The following is a 21,835-nucleotide window of genomic DNA, read 5'->3' as shown; positions in this document are numbered from 1 at the left end:
CCGGCGTTCAGCGTTCGATGCTGCGCAGGGTGAACGTGCGGACCGGACCGGGGATGGTCGCGTCGCAGGTGCTCAGGATGGGCGTCGACCACCCCTGTTCCAGGGTCACGGTGACGTCGCTGCCCCCGTCGTGTTCCAGCACGATCGTCCACACGTCGTCGTCGACGGATTCCGACAGGGGTGCGAGTGTGTCGATCCTGTTGTCCTGCAGCATCAGTCGCGCATGGTGTTGCGCCGCCTGCACCGGGTTGGAGAGCGAACTGCGCCCGCGGACGAAACGCGTGTCCACCGTGCCCTGTGTGTACTGGTGAAAGAGTTCGCTCGTGTCGGTCAGATCGGCACGCCCGAAGTAGAACCCGTGCGGGAACATCACCATCGTGGCGGCGAAACGGTCTCCGCCGAGGTGCGAGCACTCCCACATCTGGTCGGGATGCGTCGCGTCGAGAGCTTGTGCCGCGCGGCGTCCGTGCACGGCGCAACACTGATCGTGGCGCCCGTGCGTGCAGACGACCACGAGCGGATCGGTGGACGGAGTGCCGGTCGACCCGTCGAGCGGGACGTCGAGCAGGTCGCGCGGAGTGTCGACCCGACCCCATCGGATCGTCTCGTGTCCGGGCCTCGAGTCGACGAAGGCCCATCGCCACACATCGGTCTCCGCGCGCCGGCCGGTTCTGCGAATGGCCAACGGCCGCATACCCGCTCGCTCGATGCGGCGGACGATCTCCCGGCCCAACGTCGGATCGATCGCGCTGGGTGAATTGACGAACGCCGAATGTCCCCAGGAACCCGAGAGTTCGATCAGGAACCATTGCAGTCCGCGTGAACCGGTGCCTTCGAGGTTGTCGCCGCGCTCGAGAGCGCAGTCGCTGCAGGGTCGCCAGTTCGGGTCCGAGCGTGCTGTCATCTCTTCCGACCGGGCACGAGGATTCCCTCGCGCAGCAATCTTCTGACGACGACCTTGGAATCGTCCGCATCGAGGCCGTCGAGTTCGCCTGCGCGAGCGGGCTTTCCCTCGTACAGCCGGTGTACTGCGGCCGAGCAGACGACGGGGAGGGTCACGGCCTTGTCGGGTAGGACGATGGAGACTCCGCGGGCGTCGTCGACGATGCGCGCGCTCGATCCGTGTCGCCAGAGCACCTCGTCCGCGTCGGTCAGGCCGGCCATCGCCGCGACGGTGCTCAACGGGCGCACCGGTTCGGGGCGGGTGGTGTCGAGGAACCGCGAGCGCAGACGGTCGGCGACCGCTCGGGAGTCGGTGTCGACGGCGCCGATCGCGTCGAGGGTGGAAAGAACATGCGGCGCAACCGCATCGACGTCGGCGAGGTCGATGCCGAGCGGCAACGGTGTGCGCATGGCCGGGTCGTCGGCCCACGTCTTCAGCATCTGCAGGGCGACGTCGTAGCGCGTGAACGCGGCCATGCCCACGGTGAGATGGATGGACGTCTCTCCCAGCGCAGTGGCCGAATGGATCCATCCCTTCGGGATGTAGAGCGAATCACCCTCGCGCAGAACGACATCGAGCGTGGGCTCGGTGGTGGCCGCGCGCTCGACGTCGGAGCGGTGATCGGTCCAGGGCTGGTTCGACAGGGGATGCAGGTGCACGGGCGGGTGGACCAGCCAACGCTTCTCGCCGCTGACCTGCAGCACGAACACGTCGTGCACGTCGTAGTGGGGATCGAAACCGCGGTTCGACGACGGCGTCACGTACGCGTTGATCTGAACCGGGTGGCCGACGTCGTCGACCAAATCCCGAGAGAAGCGAATCAGCGGCGGCCACAAGCGATGCAGACCCTGCAGCACCATCGTGGCGCCGGCGGCGAACTCGGACAGTGCCTTCGCCGAGTCGATCTGGTCGGGCATCTCGGCGCCGAATCCGCCGGAGGACGTGTAGGAGTCGCGCGGCAGCACCGAACCCTCGCGAGCCATGCGCATGAACGGTGCACGCACGCCGCGCTCGGCGACGAGCTCGTCGACCGCGTCGACGGACAACAGGTCGGTGAACGGCTGCGGCAACTCGTCGGCGCGGCTGAGCAGCGGTGCGCGGCCCCAGAATTCGTCTGCGAACCGCTTGGTGTCGTGTGAGATGCAACGAGAAAGCGCGGACCGGTTCTCCGGCCCGCGCATCCCGTCACGCAGTGTGGTCAATGGACGCAGAGTTACGCGGTGCCGTCGGCTCCGCCGTCGTGGCCGTCCGGGTTCGAGCCGCCGTCGGCCGTGCCCTCGCCTGCGCTGCCGTCGGCTCCGCCGTCGTGACCGTCCGGGTTCGAACCGCCGTCAGCAGTGCCCTCGCCGGGTGCTGCGCTGCCGTCGGCTCCGCCGTCGTGACCGCCGGGGTTGGATCCGCCGTCGGCGGGACCCTCTCCGCCTGCAGCTCCGGAAGTGGTGATGTCGTCGTCGTTGATGCTCATCGAATTCCTCTCGTTGCCATCCATACCTGCGCTACAGGCATGCCTCAGTGTTGACCGGGCGGGGTCAATTCAAACAGGCTAGGTACCCCCGCTGTGCGCGATTTCCGTCCCTGGGGGGCCGGAAATCGCGCACAGGGGCGGCGCCCCGGTGTCACAGGGGCGGAGCCCCTAGACCCGGATGATCAGCGCATCGCCCTGCCCGCCGCCGCCGCAGAGAGCGGCCGCACCCACACCGCCGCCGCGACGCTTCAGCTCGAGCGCCAGGTGCAGTGCGATACGGGCACCGGACATACCCAGCGGGTGGCCGATGGAGATGGCGCCGCCGTTGACGTTGACCTTGGCGGGATCGAGCCCGAGTTCGCGGGTGGATTCGATTCCGACGGCCGCAAAGGCTTCGTTGATCTCGACGAGGTCGAGGTCGGTGGGCTTGATGCCTTCCTTCTCGCATGCCTTGGCGATGGCGCGGGCCGGCTGCTGCTGCAGGGTCGAGTCGGGGCCGGCGACCACGCCGTGGGCTCCGATCTCGGCGAGCCACTCGATGCCGAGTTCCTCTGCCTTGGCCTTGCTCATCACGACCACGGCCGCGGCGCCGTCGTTGATCGTCGAGGCGTTGCCCGCGGTGATCGAACCGGTCTTGGAGAAGGCCGGGCGAAGCTTGGACAGCGTGTCGGTGGTGGTGTCGGCGCGCACACCCTCGTCCTCGGCGAACACGATCGGATCGCCCTTGCGCTGCGGAATGGACACCGGCACGACCTCGTCGTCGAAGAGTCCGTTCTTCCACGCCGCGGCCGCGCGCTGGTGTGACTGTGCGGCGAACTCGTCCTGCTCCTCGCGCGTCAAGGGGGTCGACCCGTCGGCGTTGTAGGACTCGGTCAGCGATCCCATCGCCTGGTCGGTGAAGATGTCGTAGAGGCCGTCGTACGCGAGGTGGTCCTTCATGGTCACGTCGCCGTACTTGAAGCCGGCGCGCGACTTCTCGAGCATGTGCGGAGCCTGCGTCATGGACTCCTGGCCGCCGGCCACCACGATGTCGAACTCGCCCGCGCGGATGAGCTGATCCGCGAGTGCGATGGCGTCGACTCCGGACAGGCACACCTTGTTGACGGTCAGCGCCGGAACCGACATCGGGATTCCGCCGGCCACGGCGGCCTGGCGAGCGGGCATCTGCCCGGCTCCGGCGGTGAGGACCTGACCCATGATCACGTACTCCACCTGGTCACCGGAGATCCCGGCCTTCTCGAGCGCACCCTTGATCGCGATGCCGCCGAGGTCCGACCCCGAGAAGTCCCGGAGCGAACCCATGAGTTTTCCGACGGGTGTCCGTGCGCCCGCGACGATGACCGATGTGCTCATATCGTTTCCCTACTGTCGTTGGTTTGCTGCTCGATGTTCAAGGCGGACAGGGCCATACGCGAAAGTACGGCTTTCATCGCTGCATCCGGTACGCGGCCGGTGGAGTGCGGTGTGGAGTTCAGCAGGCCGAAGGCGGCGTGCGCCCGCACACGAGCAGTCTCGTCCGTCAGCGCCGTGTCGTCGTTCAGTGCAGTGTCGACATCGCGAAGCGCCTGCACCCAGCACTCGACGTACGAACGCTGCAGCCGCCTGACCCGACCTTGCTCGGTGGGCGGGAGGTTGGCCAGGTCGCGTCCCTGGACGCTGATCAGGCCGGGTGAGGTGATGGCGAAGTCGAGATGGAAGTCGACGAGGCCGCGCACCGCATCGACGGGAGAGGCGGCGGTGCGCACCACCTCCTCGCCTCCCGACTGCAGGTGTTCGGAGATTCCGACGAGCAACTCGACCAGCACTGCTTCCTTGTTGGAGAAGTGGCGATATACCGCGGGGCCGCTGATACCGACCGCTGCACCGAGGTCTTCGAGTCGGACGCCGTGAAATCCCCGCTCGGCGACGAGGTGCGCGGCGGCGGCGAGCAGTTGGCCGCGGCGGTCGGCCTTGAGTTGGGAGCGGCGGGTCTGCGGCGGCGCCACCGACTCCCCTGCCGACCCCGTACCGCCCATTGCCGAGCCCCACGCTTTCCGTCGAGTGTGCGAAAACCGGATTCTACCGGGTTGGGTTAGTCGCTGTTCACTCGATCGAAGATCGGTTCCAATCCGGTGTGACGAGTGCCACGAATAAACAGGCACAAGGACAGGCACAAAGCACCCAAAACGGGTGGTTCGTCCTCCCCACGCCGTTGTTCGTCAAATAGATTCAGAGTTTTGGTAATGGCGAGTCCGCTTGGTTCGATAATGGTCGTCAGGGGCGACTACAGGAGAGGGTCAGTGCCGACGATGACGTGGACACGGGTGCTCGCGCTGGGTGTTCTCGGCGTGGTCGCGTACCTCGCTGTGCCCACGGTGTGGGGGCAGTCTCTCGTGTATTACGTGGTCGCCGTCCTGTCGGTCGTGGGAATTGCCCTCGGCACCCGCGCGAACTGGCCCAACAACGTGCCCGCCGGGCGACTCTTCACCGTCGGCGTGGCGTCCTGGGTGGCCGGCGACATCGCGGTCGGATTTCTGATCGACCCGAACGCTCCGATGTCGATCGCCGATCCGCTCTACGTCGCGGGGTACGTCTTCATCATCTGCGCGCTGGCCACCGTCACGGTCGCGGGCCGCCGCGTGGTCCGTACGGCGGAACTGCTCGAGAGCGCCATCGTCGCGGTGGGAATCGGGCTGGCCTCGTGGACCCTGGTCGTGGTCGATCGGTCGTCGCAGATCGGCGCGAACACGTGGGCCGCGGTCGTCTACACCAATCTCGACGTCTTTCTCATCGCCATTCTGGGCTATTTCCTCATGTCGCGACGTTCCCGGACCGCGACGCTCGGGCTGACGGCGGCCGCACTCGTTCTGATGGCGATCACGGACTACACGTCGTACGTCCTGCTCGATCCGCTGGGGCGGTACAGCGAGGCCGCGACGAACGCGGCGTGGCTGCTCTCGTACGTCCTGATGGCCGCGGCAGTGCTGAATCCACTCCCGCGCGTCGACTCCGAGCGAGCCCAGCGTGTTCGTGCGGAGCCGTCCCTGCCGGCGTGGCGCCTGCTCCTGCTGACGTTCGCCGTCAGTATCGCGCCGGTCGTGATGTTCATCGAATTGTGGCGCGGCCTGCCCGTCGAACGGTGGGGTTGGGTGGTGGTCCTCTCCTCCGCGGTGCTGACCCTGTTGGCGTCGACCCGCGCCTACGTCATCCTGCGGGACCTTCGCCACTACGCACGCAAGGTGCACGACTCCGCACGCACCGACCTGCTCACCGGTCTCGCGAACAGACTGTCGCTCACGGAGCGGACCGAAGAGCTCCTCGACCTTCACGACCACGAGGGCGTCGCGCTGGTCGTCGTCGACCTCGATCGGTTCTCGCACATCAACGAGACGTTCGGTTACGGCACCGGCGATCGCGTGCTGACCGAGGTGGGGGCACGCATCGAGTCGACCGTCGGGTCGAACGGCGTGGTCGGTCGCCTCGGCGGCGACGAATTCGTCGTCGTGTTGGCGCCCGCCGCGCGCCACGAGACCGCGACGGCGATGGCGCGCGCCATTCGGCAGGTCGTCGGTGAGGAACTGCGGGTCGGTGACATGGCGCTCGGCATCGAGGTCACCGTCGGAATCGCCCTGTCCTCCAGCGTCCTTCGCCCCGGCGCCGAGGTGTTGTTCCAGCGAGCTCACTTGGCGATGACCGAAGCCAAGCGTCGTCAGCCGCGACTGGCGGTCTACAACCGATCGATGGACATCGATCGGCATCGGCAGCTCCGGCTCATGAGCGAGATTCCCCGAGCCATCGCCGAGCAGGAGCTGAGGCTGTTCTATCAACCGCTGCTGGACCTGCGCACCGGCCGAGTCACCGGGGTGGAAACGCTGCTGCGGTGGCAGCACCCCGTCGACGGTCTCCTCTCGCCCGGAGATTTCCTTCCCAGCGCCGAACAGACCGGAATGCTTCCGGCCATCACCACTTTCGTTCTCGGAGAGGCATTCTCGCAATCTCGACGCTGGCGCGACGACGGACGACAGCTGTCTGTCGCGGTCAACCTGTCGGTGCGCAACCTCGTCGATTCGACTCTGCCCGAACAGATTCGCGCCCAGCTGTCCCGGTTCGGTCTGCCTGGCTCGGCCGTGTCGTTCGAGGTGACGGAATCGGACGCGATGACCGACCCCACCAAGTCCATCGAGACCCTTCTGGCTCTGCGCGCCCTGGGGTCGTCGATCTCCGTCGACGACTACGGGACGGGTCACAGTTCGCTCGCCTACCTGAGTTCGCTTCCGGTGCAACAACTCAAGATCGATCGTTCGTTCGTCACGACGATGACGACGGACCCGGCCAATGCCGCGATCGTGCGGTCGACGGTCGAGCTGGCTCGGAGCCTAGGCGTCGGCGTTCTTGCCGAGGGGGTGGAGGACGAAGCGACTCTGCTCGCCCTCCGATCGCTCGGCTGCGACGCCGCCCAGGGTTTCCACATCGCCCGTCCCATGCCGGCCCGTTCCGTGCTCGCCTCCGTGTCCTCGATCGAGGGGAAATCCGACGTACTAGCCTGAGCGCGAGAAGCATCGAACCCATCGAACCCATCGGCGGGCAGGCCGGAGGCCGGTCGGAACAACGGGCAGGCCGGAGGCCGGTCGGAACAACGGGCAGGCCGGAGGCCGGTCGGAAAAAGGAGAAAGGCGTCGACATGCGCGCAGTTCAGGTCACCACCCTCGACGGCCCGGACGCCGTGACCGTCGCGGACATCGACGAACCGACGGGGGACGGAGTCGTGGTCGACGTCCGCGCCGCCGGAGTCGCCTTCCCGGACGCACTTCTGACGCGCGGGCTCTACCAGATGAAGCCCGAGCTGCCCTTCGTCGCCGGGAGTGAGGTCGCCGGTGTGGTGCGGTCCGCGCCCGAGGGCTCGGGAGTGGCGCCGGGTGACCGCGTGGCCGGGCTCACCGGCTTCAGCGGGGGGATGGCGGAAGTGGCCGTCCTGCACCCCGATCTGACGTTCCGGCTTCCCGATTCGGTGTCCTTCACCGCCGGCGCGGGCGTGTTGTTCAACGACCTGACCGTGCACTTCGCGCTGCGTGAACGTGGCCGGCTGACCGAGGGCGAGTCGGTGCTGGTGCACGGCGCTGCAGGCGGCATCGGGACGTCGGCGCTGCGGTTGGCCCCGCTCTTCGGAGCCGCTCGCACGATCGCCGTGGTCAGTACCGAGGAGAAGGCCGACGTCGCACGCGCGGCAGGCGCGACGGACGTCGTGTTCGTCGACGGGTGGCGCGACAGCGTGAAGGAGCTGACGGGCGGCAAAGGCGTCGACGTGATCGTCGACCCCGTGGGTGGTGACCGATTCACCGACAGCCTCCGATCGCTCGCCCCGTCGGGCCGACTGCTCGTGCTGGGATTCACCGGCGGCGAAATCCCCACGGTGAAGGTGAACAGGTTGCTGCTGAACAACATCGAGGTCGTCGGCGTCGGATGGGGAGCCTGGTGGACGGCGCGGCCCGGGTACACCGCGACGCAGTGGGCCGAACTGGAGCCGCTGTTCGCGTCCGGCAAGCTGAGCGCACCGCAACCGGTCGTCTACCCCGTCGACCGGGCTGCGGAGGCGATCGCCTCCCTCGAAAACCGCACTGCCGTCGGCAAAGTCGTGGTCGAGTTCCAATGAGCTACGACGACGGCCTCGCCGTTCGCCGCGAGGTGATGGGCGACGACTTCGTCGACCGCGCCTTGTCGAACGCGGCGGGAACGGATTCGGAAGAACTGCAGACGCACATCACCGAGCACGTGTGGGGAGCGGTGTGGACCCGGCCGGGTCTGGACCGACGCAGCCGAAGCCTGCTGAACCTGGGCATGCTCATCGCGTTGCGCGCAGACGACGAACTCGCCGGACACGTGCGGGGAGCTCTCACGAACGGACTCACGCGGGACGAAATCGTCGAGTCCGTGATCCACGCGAGCGGGTACGTCGGAGCACCCGCGGCCCTGGCGGCGATGCGGGTGGTGAGGAAGGCGCTCGTCGACGAGCTCGGTGAGTTGTCCGAGTAACCGAGCTGTCCGAGCCGCGCAGTATCGTGAGGGCATGCGCATCGGAGCCCATGTCCGTAACTCGGAGAACCCACTCGACGAGGCCGAGGCCCTGGACGTCGACCTCGTTCAGCTCTTCGTCACCGATCCGCAGAAGTGGAAGAAGCCCGTCGTCGGCGAGGGACTCGAGCGCATCCGAGACAGCGCTGTCGACGTGGTGGTGCACTCGTCGTACGTCATCAATGTGGCCAGTCTGAACAACCGGATTCGCATCCCGTCCCGCAAGTCCGTCACCGAGCAGGCGACGGTGGCGTCCGAGGTCGGCGCTCTCGGTCTGGTGGTCCACGGTGGGCACGTCCGCGACGGCGAGGATCCCGACGAGGGAATTGCCAACTGGCGCAAGCTCTTCGAGCGTCAGGCAGAATCGGGTGGATTTGCGGTCCCCATCTGGATCGAGAACACCGCCGGTGGCGACTTCGCCATGGCGCGTCATTTCGACGCGATCGCCAAGCTCTGGGACGCGGTCGGCGATTTCGGCGCCGGGTTCTGCCTGGACACGTGCCACGCCTGGGCGGGTGGCGAGGACCTGGTGGGCGTCGTAGAGCGCATCAAGGCCATCACCGGCCGCATCGACCTTGTGCACTTGAACAACTCCCGCGACGAGTTCGACTCGGCGCGGGACCGCCACGCCAACCTCGAGGAGGGCACCATCGAGCCGGAGGTCCTCGTCGAGGTCGCCCGTGCGTCCGGTGCGCCCGTCATGCTCGAAACTCCGGCGGAAGGTATCGCCGCCGACGTGGCGTACCTGCGCTCGTTGTAGTTCCCTTTTCAGCGACTCAGGGGCACCCTCGTGCCGATGGATCGACCGAATGTGCCCCTGAGTCGGGAAAAGTGAGCGCTACTTCGTGAACCGCTCCACGTACTCCCCGTATCCCTCGGCGTCGAGGTCGGCGACGGGGATGAACCGCATCGCAGCGGAGTTCATGCAGTAGCGCAGCCCGCCCTCCGCTTTCGGTCCGTCCTTGAACAGGTGGCCGAGGTGGCTGTCGCCGTGGGCGGAGCGCACCTCGGTGCGGATCATGAGATGGCTGAAGTCGCGCTTCTCGACGACGTTCTCAGGCTCGATCGGCCGGGTGAAACTGGGCCAGCCCGAACCACTTTCGTACTTGTCGAGCGAGGAGAACAGCGGCTCGCCGGACACCACGTCGACGTAGAGGCCGGGCTCGTGGTTGTCCCAGGTCTCGCCCGTGAATGCGGGCTCTGTGCCGTTCTTCTGGGTCACCCGATACTGCTCGGGTGTCAGTGCGGCAACGGCCTTGTCATCTTTGCGGTACTGCTGCGTCGACATCGACGTCCTTTCCTTCGTACACGACGACACTCTCGGTGTCGGTCGCGCTTGTGCGTACTGCGAACAACGCGAGAAGCGCGACGAGCGCTCCCGCCGTCATGGTGATGGCGATCGCGGGGCCGTCGTTTCCGAGGACACCCACGAGCGGTGCAACCAGCGCACCCAGGCCGAACTGCGCTGCTCCGAGGACCGCCGCGGCGGTACCGGCTGCTTCGCCGTGTCGGGACAGGGCCAGCGCCGGCGAGTTGGGGATCACGAATCCGGCGGCACCGAGCACGAACCACACGGGGATCAGGAAGCCCCACATTCCGCCGGTGCTCAACTCGGTCGTCACGATCAGCACGGCGCCGGCCACGGTCGAGACCATCAGGGCCGCGATCACGATCTGCTTGGGGTTGAAACGTTGCAGCAGAACCACGTTGAGCTGAGACGCGCCGATCAGGGCGATCGCGCCGACTGCGAAGACCAGCGAGAACTGCTCCTGGCCGAGACCGTACTGATCCTGCAGGACGAACGACGACCCGGAGATGTAGGCGAACAGCGCAGCCATACCCAGCGCGGCGACGATCACCAGCACGACGAACTGGCGGTCGCGGAACAGCGATCCGTACGTCCGAAGTACCGGCCGGACCTCGAGCTGGCGCCGATTCTGCTCCGGCAGAGTCTCTTTCAGCAGGAACACCGCAACCGCCATCAAGCCCAGGCCGAGAACGGCGAGCATCGCGAACACGCCGCGCCACGATCCGTGCACCAGAATGATGCTTCCGAGACTGGGGGCCACGATGGGTGCGACGCCCATGACGAGCATCAGCCGCGACATGACCGTCGCGGCGGCGTTGCCGTCGAACAGGTCTCGCACCACGGCCAACGCGATGACCATCGCCGCTGCGGCACCGAAGCCCTGAACGGCGCGGAGCGCACCGAGCACGGCGACGTTCGGTGCGACGACACAGAGAATCGAAGCGACGACGTGAATGATCGTTCCGGCGATCAGCGGTCGGCGTCGACCCAGGGCGTCGGACAGGGGCCCGACGACCAACTGCCCGATGGCGAGGCCGATCAGCGTGCCGGTGAGGGTGAACTGAACCGCCGCATCGGTGGACCCGAGATCGTCGGTGATCGCGGGGAGGGCGGGCAGGTAGGTGTCGATCGTCAGCGGCCCCAGCGCGACGAGGGCACCGAGGACGAGGATCGTGCGCACGCGTGACGCGGGCGCGGCGTTCTGGAGACTGTTCTCCATGTGTGGATCTCCCTGCACGTTCTGTATTCGTAGGCTTACCCGGGTTGCAGCACTCGAAGGCTCCGTTCTGTTCCCGAAATACATTGCCGCCGGGTTAACGGTCAGGGGTCGGGACTCAGGCTCGCAAGCGCGGAACGGTCGGCGTCGGGACCTGACCGCGCTCGAGCGCGTCCACGAGCCCGTCGGCCCAGGCGATCAACCCGTCGACGTCGACGCCGTGCGGGGGGTCGACGTGGTACGGCCAGATGCGGTTGCGACCCTGGGTGAGCAGCGACTGGGCGCCGCGTTCGTTACCTCGTAGAAGGTGCGTCATGCCCACGGCGAGCTGTGCGAGGCCTTGCCACAGCGCTCGTTCGTCGGGCACCGAGATCTTCCAGGTGCCCTCCAGAATTTCGTGGGCGTGGAAGGGCATCCCGTCGTCGAGAAGACGTTGCGCCTCGGTCAGCGACTCGTCCGGTGGAAGCTGGACGTCGTCGGGAATGCGCGGAACACCGGCCGACCCGCGTGGCAACGGCCGGCCCAACTCGTCGCGGGGACGTGAGTTGAGTGGCCGGCCGTCGGCGTCGCGCTCGCGGGCGATGGTTACTCGCCGACCTTGTCGGAGACGGCCGTCAGGAGGTCGAGCTCCTGAGCGGTGAGCGTGAGGGAGGTGGAGTCGAGCAGGCCCTGCACCTGCTCGATGCGGCTTGCACTGGCAATGGGCGCCACGATGCCCGGACGCGAGAGCAGCCAGGCGAGGGCGACGGTCGCAAGCGAGGTGCCGTGCGCGGTGGCGACGGAGTCCAGGGCGTCGACGACCTCGAGGCCGGCGTCGCTGAAGTATCCCTGCGTCAGACGTTCGCGCGGAGTGTCGGCCAGGTCCTCACGGGTTCGGTACTTACCGGTCAGGAAGCCGGATGCGAGAGCGAAGTAGGGGAAGACACCGAGGTCGTTCGCTTCGGCGATGTCGCGGATCCGCGGCTCGTACGACCGGCGGTGCACCAGGTTGTAGTGCGGCTGGATGGCGATCGGGAGATCGAAGCCCTCGGCTCGCGCGATGGACAGCCATTCCTCGATGCGCTCCGGCGTGTAGTTGGAGATGGCGACGTAGCGAACCTTGCCGTCCTTGATCAACCCGTCGAAGGCGGCCAGAGATTCTGCGAGCGGCGTCTTCTCGTCGTCGTAGTGCGCGTAGTAGACGTCGATGTGATCGGTCTTCAAGCGCGACAGCGACGCGTCGGCCGCGGCCCGGATGTTGTCCGGCGCCAGTCCCTTGAAGTCGGGGTGCTGGCTGACCTTGGTGGCGAGGACCACCTCGTCACGATTTCCGCGTGCGGTGAACCACGATCCGAGGACGCTCTCCGACTCGCCGCCGGAGTTGCCGGGCGCGAAGGCCGAGTACGAATCCGCGGTGTCGACGAAGTTGCCGCCACCGGCGACGAACGCGTCGAGAATCGCGTGCGAATCCTTCTCGTCGCTGGTCCAGCCGAACGTGTTGGCGCCCAGGGCGAGTGGATGGACATCGAGGTCAGAGGTGCCGATCGTGGTCATGTGTAGTGCAACCTCCTGTGCGCCGTGGCTATTTCACGTGGTTTCACCTTGTGTCAGTGCCATCGAAGTTCAGTGCCATCGGTGGTCCGCGATCTGCGTGCGGGGTCCGAACCGCGGCCGGAGCGCGGTGCCGCTGATCTCGAGGAGGCGGACCGCGCGGTAGCGATGCGGGCGCAGAGGCTCCATGTACGCGACCATCTCGTCGTCGCTCATCGGTGTTCCCGTCAGCGATCTGCCGACGACCGTGGCGAGGTGATAGTCACCCACCGAGAGTGCGTCGGAATCGCCGAGCGCCCGTTGGGTGACCTCCGCGGCGGTCCACAGGCCTACGCCGGGCACCAGTCGCAGACGACGCTCCGCATCCTCCCGGTTCATTGTGGTGACGGCCTCGAGTTTGTCGGCGTACTGGGCCGCCAAGACGATGGTCTTCGACCGTTTCGGATCGACGTTGGCCCGGTGGAACTCCCACGAAGGGACACGCCGCCACACCTCGGCCGACGGCGGCACGCGCATTCCGTCGGGGGCGGGTCCGGGGGCCGGCTCGCCGAATTTGCGCAGCAGGTATCGCCAGGCCGAGAACGCCGACGCACCGTGAACTTTCTGTTCGAGGATGGCGGGCACCATCGCTTCCATCACCCGATCGGTCCTGCCGATCCGGAAGTGTGGGAAGCGTCGATGGGCTTCCTTCAGGATCGGGTGGTCGGGGGCGAAGCCGATCGGGTCGTCGTGTGCGCCGACGATGCCTGGCACCGATTCGAGAAGTTGCGCCGCGCCCGGACCCCAGGCTTCGCAGTGGGCGTCGTCGCCGGCTTTCGTCAGGCGGTAGGTGACCGGACCCGACGGCATCAGAGAACACCGCCAGACAGATCCGTCGGCAACCTGACGGTGCGCAGGGTCGCCGGGCCCGCGGCGGTGCGGAGACAGCGTGCGAGACAGGCCGACCGGATGCCCGACGCTGACGGTGACCTCCACCGGGAACCGTCAGAAACCGCCGGCGACCCGCACCAGCGCGCGGCCCGTGTAGCCACCGTCACGGATCGAGTCGATGACCGACACGACCTCCTCGACGTCCACCTCACGTGTGATCGACGCCAGGTGACGCGGCGCCAGATCGGTGACGATTCTCGTCCACAGTGCGCGCCGCTCGGCGATCGGCAACTGCACCGAATCGATACCGAGCAGGTCGACGCCGCGAAGGATGAACGGAAGCACGGTGGTCGGTAGCGACGATCCGCCGGTGAGCCCGCTGGCGGCCACGGCGCCGCGGTACTTCAGGGTGCTCAGCACATGCGCGAGGGTCTTGCCGCCGACGCAGTCCACCGCTGCCGCCCATTGCGACTTGCCGAGCGGTCGAGGCCTGGCGTCCGGATCCTCGGGCAAACGGCCGATGACCGTCGATGCACCGAGCTCGGTGAGGAAGTCGTGGGCGTCCGCCTTCCCGCTGGACGCGACCACCTCGAAACCGGCGGCCGCCAGCAGGTCGACGCTGACGGAGCCGACGCCTCCGGAGGCCCCGGTGACGAGAACCGGACCGTCGTCGGGCGTCAGTCCGCGATCGAGCAGAGCGGCGACGCTCATCGCGGCCGTGAAGCCCGCGGTGCCGATGGTTGCTGCGTCGGCCGGGGACAACCCGTCCGTCAACTTCACGACCCATTCGGCGGGAACTCGCGCCCGCTCGGCGTATCCACCGTGGCGGGCGGTGCCGATGTCGTACCCGTGCGCGACGACGAGGTCACCCGGCGCGAAATCGGCGCTGTCGGACGAGAGAACCTCACCGGCCAGGTCGATACCGGGAACGATCGGATATTCGCGAACCACACCACCTTTGGGGGTGACGGCGAGAGCGTCCTTGTAGTTCACGCTGGAGTAGTGCACCGCGATGGTGACCTCTCCCGGTGGCAGGAAGGAGTCGTCGACGGTCTCGGGCGCGAAGTCGATCTTGCCGTCGTTCTCACGTGCGACCCAGGCCTGAAAGGAGCTGCTCATGCATCCGACTTTAGGGGTCGGCACCGACAGCGCGGCGCGGGACCGACGGTTTGTCGGTGGCCCGTCGTAGGGTGCGCAGCGTGATCATCGTGAGTACCGACGGCTCGTGCCTCAAGAATCCCGGAGGCGCCATCGGCTGGGCGTGGGTCAACCACCTCGGGCCGCAGGCCTCGGGAGGATCGGCGTCGGGTACCAATCAGATCGCCGAACTACGGGCCCTGCTCGAGGCGATTCGCGCGCACGGCGGAGACGAACCGCTGCTCATCGAGTCCGACTCCCAGTACGCCATCAAATGCGCGTCCGAGTGGTTGCCCGGATGGAAACGCAAGGGATGGCGCACGGCGGGCGGCACACCGGTGAAGAACATCGACCTCGTGCAGGCCATCGACAGGGCGATCACCGAACGCGAGGGGCCGGTGCGGTTCCGGTGGGTCCGCGGGCACGTCGGAAACGAGTTCAACGAGATGGCGGACCAACTCGCCGGCGCCGCCGCCCGCGCCGTGCTGGCCGGCGGGGAGACGTCACCGGACGTCAGACGAGCAGAGCCCGTCACTCTGTTCTAGAGGTCGCCTTCGCGGTTTTGTCGGACTCGGGATCGGAGCCGCTCGTCGGATGCGGGGCGGGCAGCGTCTTGCCGTCGTCGCGGGCGTTCCCGTCGTGCTCTGCCTCGCTGCCGTCGAGGGTGGTCGGGCCCTCGTCGTCCGAATGATCGTCGAACTCGCGGACCGCTTCGGCGCGCTCGCCGGGGCTCTGCGCGTCGTCCGCGCCGAGGCCCTTGCTGTGCGCTGCCGGGTCGTCGGTGGCGTCCAGTGTGTTTGCTGCGCTGTCGGTGTTCTCTGTGCTGTCGGTCATGTCCCACGGGATGCCCAGTACGGTCGAGCACGAACCGTCCGACTCGATGAGGAGAAGGTATGTCCGAGGAACTCGTAGTGCGCCGAGTGATCGAAGCCACCGCAGCCACGGTGTTCGAAGCACTCAGCGACCCGAATGTCCAGGCCGAGATCGACGGGTCGGGAATGCTGAAGGGTGCGGTGGATCCCAAGCCCCTCACGCAGGTCGGCGATGTGTTCACGATGAAGATGCACCAGCCGGAGCTCGGTGACTACGTCATGGAGAACACGGTGTTCCTGTTCGAGAAGGACGTGCGAATCGGGTGGGAGCCGCAGCGGCAAGGACAGCCGCCGCGCGGCTCACGGTGGTCGTGGGAACTGGACGTGGTCGACTCCGAACGATCAGGTCTGACGCAGATCTACGACTGGTCGGCCGTCACGGACCCCGAGTTCAAGAAGGTGTTCCCGCGGGTGACGGAGAAGCAGATCGTCGCGACGATGCAGCGGTTGGCCGACCACCTCGGTGTGCTGCTCGAAGACAGCTAACCGCGGGACTTCAGACGCGAAGTGGGCATGGCGGGGGCGTGGAGCCACGCCCCGTCGTACCCCTCCACCGTCCCGAATCGTGTTGCGGGCCGGACGTGGTCGACTTCCGCGTTCCACTGTTCGCGATAGTCCACGATCTCGTCGTGGGTGCGGCCCATGAAGTTCCACCACATGATGACCTGCTCGCCGAACGGTGTCCCGCCGAGAAGTAGGACGCGTGCAGAGTCCCTGCCGCGGTTGCGAATGCGGACCGTCCGGGCGCTCGGTGCGAGGTATCCCATCGCGCCGTTCTGTACGGGCGTACCTTCGACGAGCACGTCGCCGGAGTCGACCAGCACACCGTGCTCGAAGGTCTCGTCGACGGTGAATGTCTCCTCGCTCTCGGCCGGCAGCGTGATCTCCGCGCCGAGCAGAGGGCTGAAGGTCGTGACGGGCGACGTCTCCCCCTCGAGTGATCCAAGGAAGACTCGAACGGTCGCGGCTCCGTGGGCGACGGCGTCGGGTACGTGATGGGCGAAACCGGCTGCCGTATCACGGCTTTCGTTCGGAAGCGCAACCCAGAGCTGGGCGCCGTGCAGGATCGTGGTGGCGGATGTCGACACCTCGGAGTGCGCGATACCCGATCCCGCGGTCATGATGTTCAGCTCGCCGGGGCGCACCATGGCGTGGGCGCCCGTGGAGTCCCGGTGCTCGATCTCCCCGCTGAAAAGCCAACTGACCGTTTGTAATCCGGTGTGCGGGTGCGGAGGGACGTTCATGCCTCCGCTGATCGCGACGTCCTCGGGGCCGAAATGGTCGGCGAAGCACCACGCCCCGATGAGCGTGCGCTCCCGCGAGGGGAGAGTGCGCCGGACCGTCATCGCGCGCGGACCGCCCAGCGGTACCTCGCGAGCGCCGATCACCTCGACGTCGCTGCGCGTGCGGACCGACGGCGAGCAGACCGTCTCGGTCGGAGCTTGTTCCAGATTGCTCATGTTCTCTCCCACTCAGGGTGTGGTGTTCGCGCCTGCAACTCGTATGCGCAACTGGTCCAGTTCTACGCGTCGACCGTCCGGGGTGCGAACGTCGGCGGTCACCGCCGATCCGGTCGCGTCGTCGACGACGTCGAGCGGCTTTCCGCGCGTCCCTTGCAGGTATCGGTCGCCCCACTGCATGAGTCCGATGATCACGGGCACCAGATCGCGCCCCATCTCGGTCAGGACGTACTCGTACCGTGTTCGCGATCCGGGGATCTTGTAGGGCCGACGCTCGAAGATCCCCGCCGCCGTCAACTCCTTCAGGCGGGCGGCAGTAACGGCCTCGGTGATACCGACGCGGTTGGCGAAATCGTCGAAGCGGGTGGTGCCGTAGATCGCTTCGCGAAGGATGAGCATGGCGGATCGGGTGCCCACGACATCGAGTGCCTTCGCGATGGAGCAGTGCCGCGCCTGCCACCAATCCCTGTCCGCGAGAATGCCGTCGAGCCGTGCCGCCATCGGTTCAGGTTACGTGACTCGCGTCGTCCATAGTCAGCGCTTCGCTTAGTTCTGTTTTACGACTGAGGGGCACCCTCACGTCACTGGGCGAGGTGAAGGTGCCCCCGAGTCGATGCGGGGCTCGGGCCTACGGCGTCGGCAGCGGGGTGATCGTGACGCTGAACTGGTCCTGAATGTTGTTCGTGAACTGCTCATTGCACGACGCGATGGCTTGTTCGTTGCTGCCGGCGTCGCTGATGCACGACGTGTAGTCGGTGAATCCGACCTTGTCGGCCGCCCAGACCACGACCCAGAGGAACGCGATTCCGGCGATCACTCCGATGATGCCGAGAACAATTCCGGTGAGGGCAACTCCGCCGTTCGTCGCGATGCGCTTCTTGACCCTGGACCGTCCCAGAAATCCGAACAGGATCGCGAGGAGTCCGAGGACGATGCCGAAACCGAAACTCCAGAACGCCAGGATCGAGAGAATGCCGAGGATCAGTGCCGCGAGGCCGAATCCGTTCTTGGGCGAGGCGGGCGGCTGGTCGTAGCCGGGCTGGTTGTAATGACCCGGCTGGTTGTACTGGGGCTGGCCGTACTGGGGCTGGTTGTACTGGGGCTGGCCGTACTGGCCGGGTTGGTTGTACGGCTGTTGTGGATCGCCGCTGGGGTAGGGATCGGTGGGACCGGTCATTGCTGACTCCATTGTTCGGCGAGGATTACCTGGACCGACTGTAAAGGACAAACCGCTCTCGGCCACCGAGAATTCTGGCCGACTATGGAATATCCGAGCCTGCTCTGCAATTGTTGACTAGGTAGAACCATAGTCAGCTTCATCAGACTCGGAAGGTGAGTTCCATGGCCCAGTCATTCGGTCGCGACGCCGTCATCGTCGGCGCAGTCCGCACACCCGTCGGGAAGGGAAAAGCGAGCGGAGCACTCCACGGCGTACACCCGGCCGACCTGCTCGCACACAGTCTTCGTGCTCTCGTCGACCGCGCGGGTATCGATCCCGCGCTGATCGACGACGTCATCACCGGTGCTGTCACGCAAGCCGACGAGCAGGCGTTCAACATCGCGCGCACGGCCCTGCTGGCCGCCGGCTATCCGGAGTCGGTTCCCGGGACCACCGTCGACCGTCAGTGTGGAAGCAGTCAGCAGGCCGTTCACTTCGCCGCGCAAGGCGTGATGTCCGGTGCGTACGACGTGGTGGTGGCCGCTGGTATCGAGTCGATGGGTCGGGTACCGATGGGATCGAACATCCGGCCGGGATTCGATCCCCGCGGAGACGGCTTGGTTGCCCGGTACCCGGACGGGCTCGTCGGCCAGGGCCACAGTGCAGAGTTGATTTCGGCCAAGTGGGGATTCACGCGAACCCAGCTCGACGAGTTTGCCGTCGGCAGTCACGAGAAAGCCGCCGCCGCAACGAAAGAGGGCCGGTTCGCGAACGAACTCGCGCCGATCGCAGGACTCGAGAGCGACGAGAACATTCGACCGGGCTCGACCGTAGAGACGCTGGCGGGCCTGAAGCCGGCGTACTACGACGAGGCCATCGGGCGACGCTTTCCGCAGATCGAGTGGAACATCACCGCCGGCAACGCGAGCCCGCTCAGCGACGGCAGTGCAGCCGTTCTGATCACGACGACCGAGGTAGCGGCACGCCTCGGTCTTACCCCGTTGGCGCGTATTCACAGTGTGGCAGTGGTGGGTTCGGATCCGCTGTACATGCTGACCGGGGTCATCCCCGCGACGAAGAAGGTGCTCGACCGGGCCGGACTGACCATCGACGACATCGACCTGTTCGAGGTCAACGAAGCGTTCTCGCCAGTCGTCCTGGCCTGGGCTCACGACACCGGGGCCGACCTCGCCAAGACGAACGTCAACGGCGGCGCCATCGCCATCGGGCACCCGCTCGGAGCCAGCGGGGCGCGCATCATGACCACCATGGTGAACGCGCTCGAGCAGACGGGCGGCCGGTACGCGCTGCAGACGATGTGCGAGGCGGGCGGGTTGGCGAACGCGACCATTATCGAGCGGCTGTAGGGCCCCGTTCCCTCCGCTGTCGGCGAACAGTGCTCACGGAAGGGAACAGAACCCCCACCCCCGAAGTTGAGCAGGTCACGCTTAACTTTTGGAGGACCTCATGACCGACTCGACACGACTCCCCGTCCTGTTCCTGACCGACCCCGTGGTGCTTCCCGGCATGGTCGTGCCGGTGGAGCTCGACGAACCCGCTCGCGCCGCCATCGACGCCGCACGCAGCACGACGGACGGGAAGCTGCTGGTCGCACCCCGTCTCGACGACCGCTACCCGGCCTACGGCGTCGTCTCGTCCATCGTCCAGATGGGCCGCCTCGCCACCGGTGAGCAGGCCGCCGTCATCAAGGGCGAGGGCCGCGCGCACATCGGTTCCGGGGTGAGCGGACCCGGCGCAGCTCTGTGGGTGGAAGCGGAACCGGTCGATCAGACCGAGATCACCGACGACACCCGCGCCCTGGCCGCTGAGTACAAGAAACTCGTGCTGGCGATGTTGCAGCGGCGCGATGCCTGGCAGGTGATCGACTCGGTGAACAAGCTGACCGACCCGTCCGCCCTCGCCGACACCGCCGGGTACGCGTCGTACCTGGCGGATGTCCAGAAGCGTCAGCTGCTCGAAACTCCGGACGTGGCAGAGCGTTTGACCGCTCTGATCGCGTGGACCAAGGACCACCTCGCCGAGGTGGAAGTCAACGACAAGATCGCCGGCGACGTCCGCGACGGCATGGAGAAGACGCAGAAGGAGTTCCTTCTGCGGCAGCAACTCGCTGCGATCCGCAAGGAACTCGGCGAGGACGAACCCGACGGCGCCGACGATTACCGCACCCGCGTGGAGTCGGCGGTACTCCCGGACAACGTGCGCGAGGCCGCGATGCGTGAGGTCGGCCGCCTCGAGCGGTCGAGTGATCAGAGCCCCGAAAGTGGTTGGATCAGAACCTGGTTGGACACCGTCCTGGATCTGCCGTGGAACGAGCGGACCGAGGATTCGACGGACATCGCCGCTGCGCGTGCGGTTCTCGACGCCGATCACCACGGACTGGGCGACGTGAAGGATCGCATCGTCGAGTACCTCGCGGTGCGTGCGCGTCGTGCCGACCGCGGTCTGCAGGTGGTCGGCGGTCGCGGATCCGGCGCCGTGATGGTGCTGGCCGGCCCGCCCGGGGTGGGCAAGACGTCGCTCGGTGAGTCGATTGCTCGCGCCCTGGGCCGCAAGTTCGTGCGCGTCGCCCTCGGCGGCGTCCGCGACGAGGCGGAGATCCGCGGACACCGTCGCACCTACGTCGGCGCTTTGCCGGGTCGTATCGTGCGTGCCATCGGCGAAGCAGGATCGATGAATCCCGTTGTGCTGCTGGACGAGATCGACAAGGTCGGATCCGATTACCGCGGCGATCCGAGCGCGGCGTTGCTCGAGGTGCTCGACCCGGCGCAGAACCACACGTTCCGCGACCACTACCTCGATCTGGACCTCGACCTGTCGGACGTGGTGTTCCTGGCCACCGCCAACGTGATCGAGCAGATCCCGGCGGCGTTGATCGACCGCATGGAACTGATCACGATCGACGGGTACACCGAGGACGACAAGGTGGCCATCGCACGTGACTACCTTCTGCCTCGGCAGGCCGAGCGTGCGGCGCTGACGGCCGACGAAGTGACCGTCACCGACGCTGCTCTGCACAAGATCGCAGCCGACTACACCCGGGAACCGGGCGTTCGGCAGTTCGAGCGGTTGCTGGCGAAGGCACTGCGCAAGGCGGCCACCGCACTGGCGCAGTCGAGCGAGGCCATCGTGATCGACGAACCGGACCTCGTCGGCTACCTGGGTCGACCCCGGTTCACCCCGGAGGCACACGAGCGCACCGAAGTACCCGGTGTGGCAACCGGTTTGGCCGTGACCGGACTCGGCGGCGACGTGCTGTTCATCGAGGCTGGGTCGAACGAGGGCAAGACCGGACTTGCTCTGACCGGTCAACTCGGCGACGTCATGAAGGAGTCCGCACAGATCGCACTGTCCTACGTGCGCGCACACGCGGTCGAGTTCGGCATCGAACCGTCGGCTTTGGATCGCAGCATCCACGTGCACGTTCCCGCGGGTGCGGTGCAGAAGGACGGGCCGTCGGCAGGCGTGACCATGGTGACCGCGCTGGTGTCTATGGCGACAGGTCGGCCCGTGCGCTCGGACGTGGGCATGACCGGCGAGGTCACGCTGAACGGACGGGTGTTGCCGATCGGCGGCGTGAAGCAGAAGCTCCTCGCGGCGCAGCGGGCCGGGCTGAAGACAGTGTTCATCCCTGCACGCAACGAGCCCGACCTCGACGACGTTCCGCAGGAAGTCAAGGACGCGCTCGACATTCGTCCGAGGACCGATGTGGCCGAGATCGTCGCGTTGGCGCTCGAGGACGGTAAGGGCTCCCGGGCGACGACGGAGCATGCCGCTTGATCCCCGGGCGCAGGGGATACTCGAAGGC

Annotated in this window: 23 protein-coding genes; 8 read left to right on the top strand and 15 right to left on the bottom strand. The window is 66.8% G+C overall.

The features are described 5' to 3' along the window. Positions 1–7 precede the first annotated feature (7 nt). The 5 genes from AC59JP_RS21565 to AC59JP_RS21545 form a co-directional block, all read right to left on the bottom strand. On the bottom strand, positions 8–904 hold the full coding sequence (locus AC59JP_RS21565; RefSeq protein WP_497327876.1) for a ferredoxin family protein: 897 nt from the start codon (positions 902–904) through the stop codon (positions 8–10). Beyond that, positions 901–2,124 (bottom strand): cupin domain-containing protein, encoded by a 1,224-nt coding sequence (locus tag AC59JP_RS21560; protein ID WP_497327933.1) that lies wholly within the window; start codon positions 2,122–2,124, stop codon positions 901–903. The genes AC59JP_RS21565 and AC59JP_RS21560 overlap by 4 nt, the downstream gene beginning before the upstream one ends. 32 nt (positions 2,125–2,156) lie before the next feature. Beyond that, positions 2,157–2,408, bottom strand: coding sequence for a BatC protein (locus AC59JP_RS21555; protein ID WP_188542923.1), 252 nt, complete (start codon positions 2,406–2,408; stop codon positions 2,157–2,159). Positions 2,409–2,576: 168 nt separating this feature from the next. Then, positions 2,577–3,761 (bottom strand): acetyl-CoA C-acetyltransferase, encoded by a 1,185-nt coding sequence (locus AC59JP_RS21550; protein ID WP_497327875.1) that lies wholly within the window; start codon positions 3,759–3,761, stop codon positions 2,577–2,579. Continuing rightward, entirely contained in the window at positions 3,758–4,423 is a 666-nt protein-coding gene (locus tag AC59JP_RS21545; RefSeq protein WP_497327874.1) for an SACE_7040 family transcriptional regulator, read from the bottom strand. Before AC59JP_RS21545 ends, AC59JP_RS21550 begins: the two co-directional genes overlap by 4 nt. Before the next feature lie 273 nt (positions 4,424–4,696). Here AC59JP_RS21545 and AC59JP_RS21540 point away from each other — a divergent pair, with 273 nt between their 5' ends. The 4 genes from AC59JP_RS21540 (at position 4,697) to AC59JP_RS21525 (ending at position 9,216) form a co-directional block, all read left to right on the top strand. Continuing rightward, the gene (locus AC59JP_RS21540) at positions 4,697–6,934 is read left to right on the top strand and encodes a putative bifunctional diguanylate cyclase/phosphodiesterase (RefSeq protein WP_497327873.1); all 2,238 of its coding nucleotides are present in this window, start codon (positions 4,697–4,699) and stop codon (positions 6,932–6,934) included. 134 nt (positions 6,935–7,068) lie between these two features. After that, entirely contained in the window at positions 7,069–8,037 is a 969-nt protein-coding gene (locus tag AC59JP_RS21535) for an NADPH:quinone oxidoreductase family protein (RefSeq protein ID WP_497327872.1), read from the top strand. Further along, positions 8,034–8,417: a carboxymuconolactone decarboxylase family protein gene (locus AC59JP_RS21530; protein ID WP_497327871.1), complete on the top strand. Its 384-nt coding sequence runs from the start codon at positions 8,034–8,036 to the stop codon at positions 8,415–8,417. Before AC59JP_RS21535 ends, AC59JP_RS21530 begins: the two co-directional genes overlap by 4 nt. Positions 8,418–8,451: 34 nt before the next feature. After that, positions 8,452–9,216, top strand: coding sequence for a deoxyribonuclease IV (locus AC59JP_RS21525; protein ID WP_497327870.1), 765 nt, complete (start codon positions 8,452–8,454; stop codon positions 9,214–9,216). A 78-nt stretch (positions 9,217–9,294) separates the two neighbouring features. Here AC59JP_RS21525 and msrB read toward each other — a convergent pair whose 3' ends face one another. The 6 genes from msrB to AC59JP_RS21495 form a co-directional block, all read right to left on the bottom strand. Beyond that, entirely contained in the window at positions 9,295–9,744 is a 450-nt protein-coding gene (gene msrB, locus AC59JP_RS21520; protein WP_497327869.1) for a peptide-methionine (R)-S-oxide reductase MsrB, read from the bottom strand. Further along, positions 9,716–10,984 carry a multidrug effflux MFS transporter gene (locus tag AC59JP_RS21515; protein ID WP_497327868.1) on the bottom strand — a complete coding sequence of 423 codons (1,269 nt, stop codon included), beginning with the start codon at positions 10,982–10,984 and terminating at the stop codon, positions 9,716–9,718. Before AC59JP_RS21515 ends, msrB begins: the two co-directional genes overlap by 29 nt. A 115-nt stretch (positions 10,985–11,099) precedes the next feature. Then, the gene (locus AC59JP_RS21510; RefSeq protein WP_497327932.1) at positions 11,100–11,564 is read right to left on the bottom strand and encodes a DUF309 domain-containing protein; all 465 of its coding nucleotides are present in this window, start codon (positions 11,562–11,564) and stop codon (positions 11,100–11,102) included. 2 nt (positions 11,565–11,566) lie between these two features. Then, positions 11,567–12,514 carry an aldo/keto reductase gene (locus tag AC59JP_RS21505; protein ID WP_497327867.1) on the bottom strand — a complete coding sequence of 316 codons (948 nt, stop codon included), beginning with the start codon at positions 12,512–12,514 and terminating at the stop codon, positions 11,567–11,569. A 69-nt stretch (positions 12,515–12,583) separates the two neighbouring features. Beyond that, positions 12,584–13,486, bottom strand: a complete 903-nt coding sequence (locus AC59JP_RS21500; protein WP_497327866.1) for a DNA-3-methyladenine glycosylase family protein — start codon at positions 13,484–13,486, stop codon at positions 12,584–12,586. Positions 13,487–13,495: 9 nt separating this feature from the next. Then, on the bottom strand, positions 13,496–14,500 hold the full coding sequence (locus AC59JP_RS21495; protein ID WP_497327865.1) for an oxidoreductase: 1,005 nt from the start codon (positions 14,498–14,500) through the stop codon (positions 13,496–13,498). Positions 14,501–14,580: 80 nt separating this feature from the next. Here AC59JP_RS21495 and AC59JP_RS21490 point away from each other — a divergent pair, with 80 nt between their 5' ends. After that, on the top strand, positions 14,581–15,063 hold the full coding sequence (locus AC59JP_RS21490; protein ID WP_497327864.1) for a ribonuclease H family protein: 483 nt from the start codon (positions 14,581–14,583) through the stop codon (positions 15,061–15,063). Here the strand turns inward: AC59JP_RS21490 and AC59JP_RS21485 are convergent. Next, the gene (locus AC59JP_RS21485; RefSeq protein WP_497327862.1) at positions 15,050–15,352 is read right to left on the bottom strand and encodes an autophagy-related protein 2; all 303 of its coding nucleotides are present in this window, start codon (positions 15,350–15,352) and stop codon (positions 15,050–15,052) included. The genes AC59JP_RS21490 and AC59JP_RS21485 overlap by 14 nt on opposite strands. Before the next feature lie 59 nt (positions 15,353–15,411). On the opposite strand from AC59JP_RS21485, the gene AC59JP_RS21480 reads away from it, so the two are divergent. Then, on the top strand, positions 15,412–15,876 hold the full coding sequence (locus AC59JP_RS21480) for an SRPBCC family protein (protein WP_497327861.1): 465 nt from the start codon (positions 15,412–15,414) through the stop codon (positions 15,874–15,876). On the opposite strand, the gene AC59JP_RS21475 is transcribed toward AC59JP_RS21480, so the two are convergent. The 3 genes from AC59JP_RS21475 to AC59JP_RS21465 form a co-directional block, all read right to left on the bottom strand. Continuing rightward, complete coding sequence (locus tag AC59JP_RS21475; protein ID WP_497327860.1) at positions 15,873–16,850, bottom strand: pirin family protein; 978 nt, start codon at positions 16,848–16,850, stop codon at positions 15,873–15,875. The two genes, AC59JP_RS21480 and AC59JP_RS21475, sit on opposite strands and share 4 nt — an antisense overlap. 12 nt (positions 16,851–16,862) lie before the next feature. Continuing rightward, a complete protein-coding gene (locus tag AC59JP_RS21470; protein ID WP_497327859.1) occupies positions 16,863–17,351 on the bottom strand; it encodes a winged helix-turn-helix transcriptional regulator in 489 nt (162 codons plus the stop codon). A gap of 127 nt (positions 17,352–17,478) precedes the next feature. Beyond that, a complete protein-coding gene (locus AC59JP_RS21465) occupies positions 17,479–18,027 on the bottom strand; it encodes a DUF4190 domain-containing protein (RefSeq protein WP_497327858.1) in 549 nt (182 codons plus the stop codon). Positions 18,028–18,191: 164 nt separating this feature from the next. On the opposite strand from AC59JP_RS21465, the gene AC59JP_RS21460 reads away from it, so the two are divergent. Next, a complete protein-coding gene (locus AC59JP_RS21460; RefSeq protein WP_497327857.1) occupies positions 18,192–19,376 on the top strand; it encodes an acetyl-CoA C-acyltransferase in 1,185 nt (394 codons plus the stop codon). A gap of 100 nt (positions 19,377–19,476) precedes the next feature. Then, on the top strand, positions 19,477–21,807 hold the full coding sequence (gene lon, locus AC59JP_RS21455; RefSeq protein WP_497327856.1) for an endopeptidase La: 2,331 nt from the start codon (positions 19,477–19,479) through the stop codon (positions 21,805–21,807). The last annotated feature ends 28 nt before the right edge of the window (positions 21,808–21,835 follow it).

The organism is Rhodococcus sp. 320_ES, assembly GCF_059691855.1.
This window is presented reverse-complemented; position numbering and strand designations above follow the sequence as displayed.

Bases quoted from the DNA above. Each gene is read 5' to 3' on its own strand.
- AC59JP_RS21565 (WP_497327876.1), bottom strand. From the start codon at position 904: ATGACAGCACGCTCGGACCCGAACTGGCGACCCTGCAGCGACTGCGCT.
- AC59JP_RS21560 (WP_497327933.1), bottom strand. From the start codon at position 2,124: ATGCGCGGGCCGGAGAACCGGTCCGCGCTTTCTCGTTGCATCTCACAC.
- AC59JP_RS21555 (WP_188542923.1), bottom strand. From the start codon at position 2,408: ATGAGCATCAACGACGACGACATCACCACTTCCGGAGCTGCAGGCGGA.
- AC59JP_RS21550 (WP_497327875.1), bottom strand. From the start codon at position 3,761: ATGAGCACATCGGTCATCGTCGCGGGCGCACGGACACCCGTCGGAAAA.
- AC59JP_RS21545 (WP_497327874.1), bottom strand. From the start codon at position 4,423: ATGGGCGGTACGGGGTCGGCAGGGGAGTCGGTGGCGCCGCCGCAGACC.
- AC59JP_RS21540 (WP_497327873.1), top strand. From the start codon at position 4,697: ATGACGTGGACACGGGTGCTCGCGCTGGGTGTTCTCGGCGTGGTCGCG.
- AC59JP_RS21535 (WP_497327872.1), top strand. From the start codon at position 7,069: ATGCGCGCAGTTCAGGTCACCACCCTCGACGGCCCGGACGCCGTGACC.
- AC59JP_RS21530 (WP_497327871.1), top strand. From the start codon at position 8,034: ATGAGCTACGACGACGGCCTCGCCGTTCGCCGCGAGGTGATGGGCGAC.
- AC59JP_RS21525 (WP_497327870.1), top strand. From the start codon at position 8,452: ATGCGCATCGGAGCCCATGTCCGTAACTCGGAGAACCCACTCGACGAG.
- msrB (WP_497327869.1), bottom strand. From the start codon at position 9,744: ATGTCGACGCAGCAGTACCGCAAAGATGACAAGGCCGTTGCCGCACTG.
- AC59JP_RS21515 (WP_497327868.1), bottom strand. From the start codon at position 10,984: ATGGAGAACAGTCTCCAGAACGCCGCGCCCGCGTCACGCGTGCGCACG.
- AC59JP_RS21505 (WP_497327867.1), bottom strand. From the start codon at position 12,514: ATGACCACGATCGGCACCTCTGACCTCGATGTCCATCCACTCGCCCTG.
- AC59JP_RS21495 (WP_497327865.1), bottom strand. From the start codon at position 14,500: ATGAGCAGCTCCTTTCAGGCCTGGGTCGCACGTGAGAACGACGGCAAG.
- AC59JP_RS21485 (WP_497327862.1), bottom strand. From the start codon at position 15,352: ATGACCGACAGCACAGAGAACACCGACAGCGCAGCAAACACACTGGAC.
- AC59JP_RS21480 (WP_497327861.1), top strand. From the start codon at position 15,412: ATGTCCGAGGAACTCGTAGTGCGCCGAGTGATCGAAGCCACCGCAGCC.
- AC59JP_RS21475 (WP_497327860.1), bottom strand. From the start codon at position 16,850: ATGAGCAATCTGGAACAAGCTCCGACCGAGACGGTCTGCTCGCCGTCG.
- AC59JP_RS21470 (WP_497327859.1), bottom strand. From the start codon at position 17,351: ATGGCGGCACGGCTCGACGGCATTCTCGCGGACAGGGATTGGTGGCAG.
- AC59JP_RS21465 (WP_497327858.1), bottom strand. From the start codon at position 18,027: ATGACCGGTCCCACCGATCCCTACCCCAGCGGCGATCCACAACAGCCG.
- AC59JP_RS21460 (WP_497327857.1), top strand. From the start codon at position 18,192: ATGGCCCAGTCATTCGGTCGCGACGCCGTCATCGTCGGCGCAGTCCGC.
- lon (WP_497327856.1), top strand. From the start codon at position 19,477: ATGACCGACTCGACACGACTCCCCGTCCTGTTCCTGACCGACCCCGTG.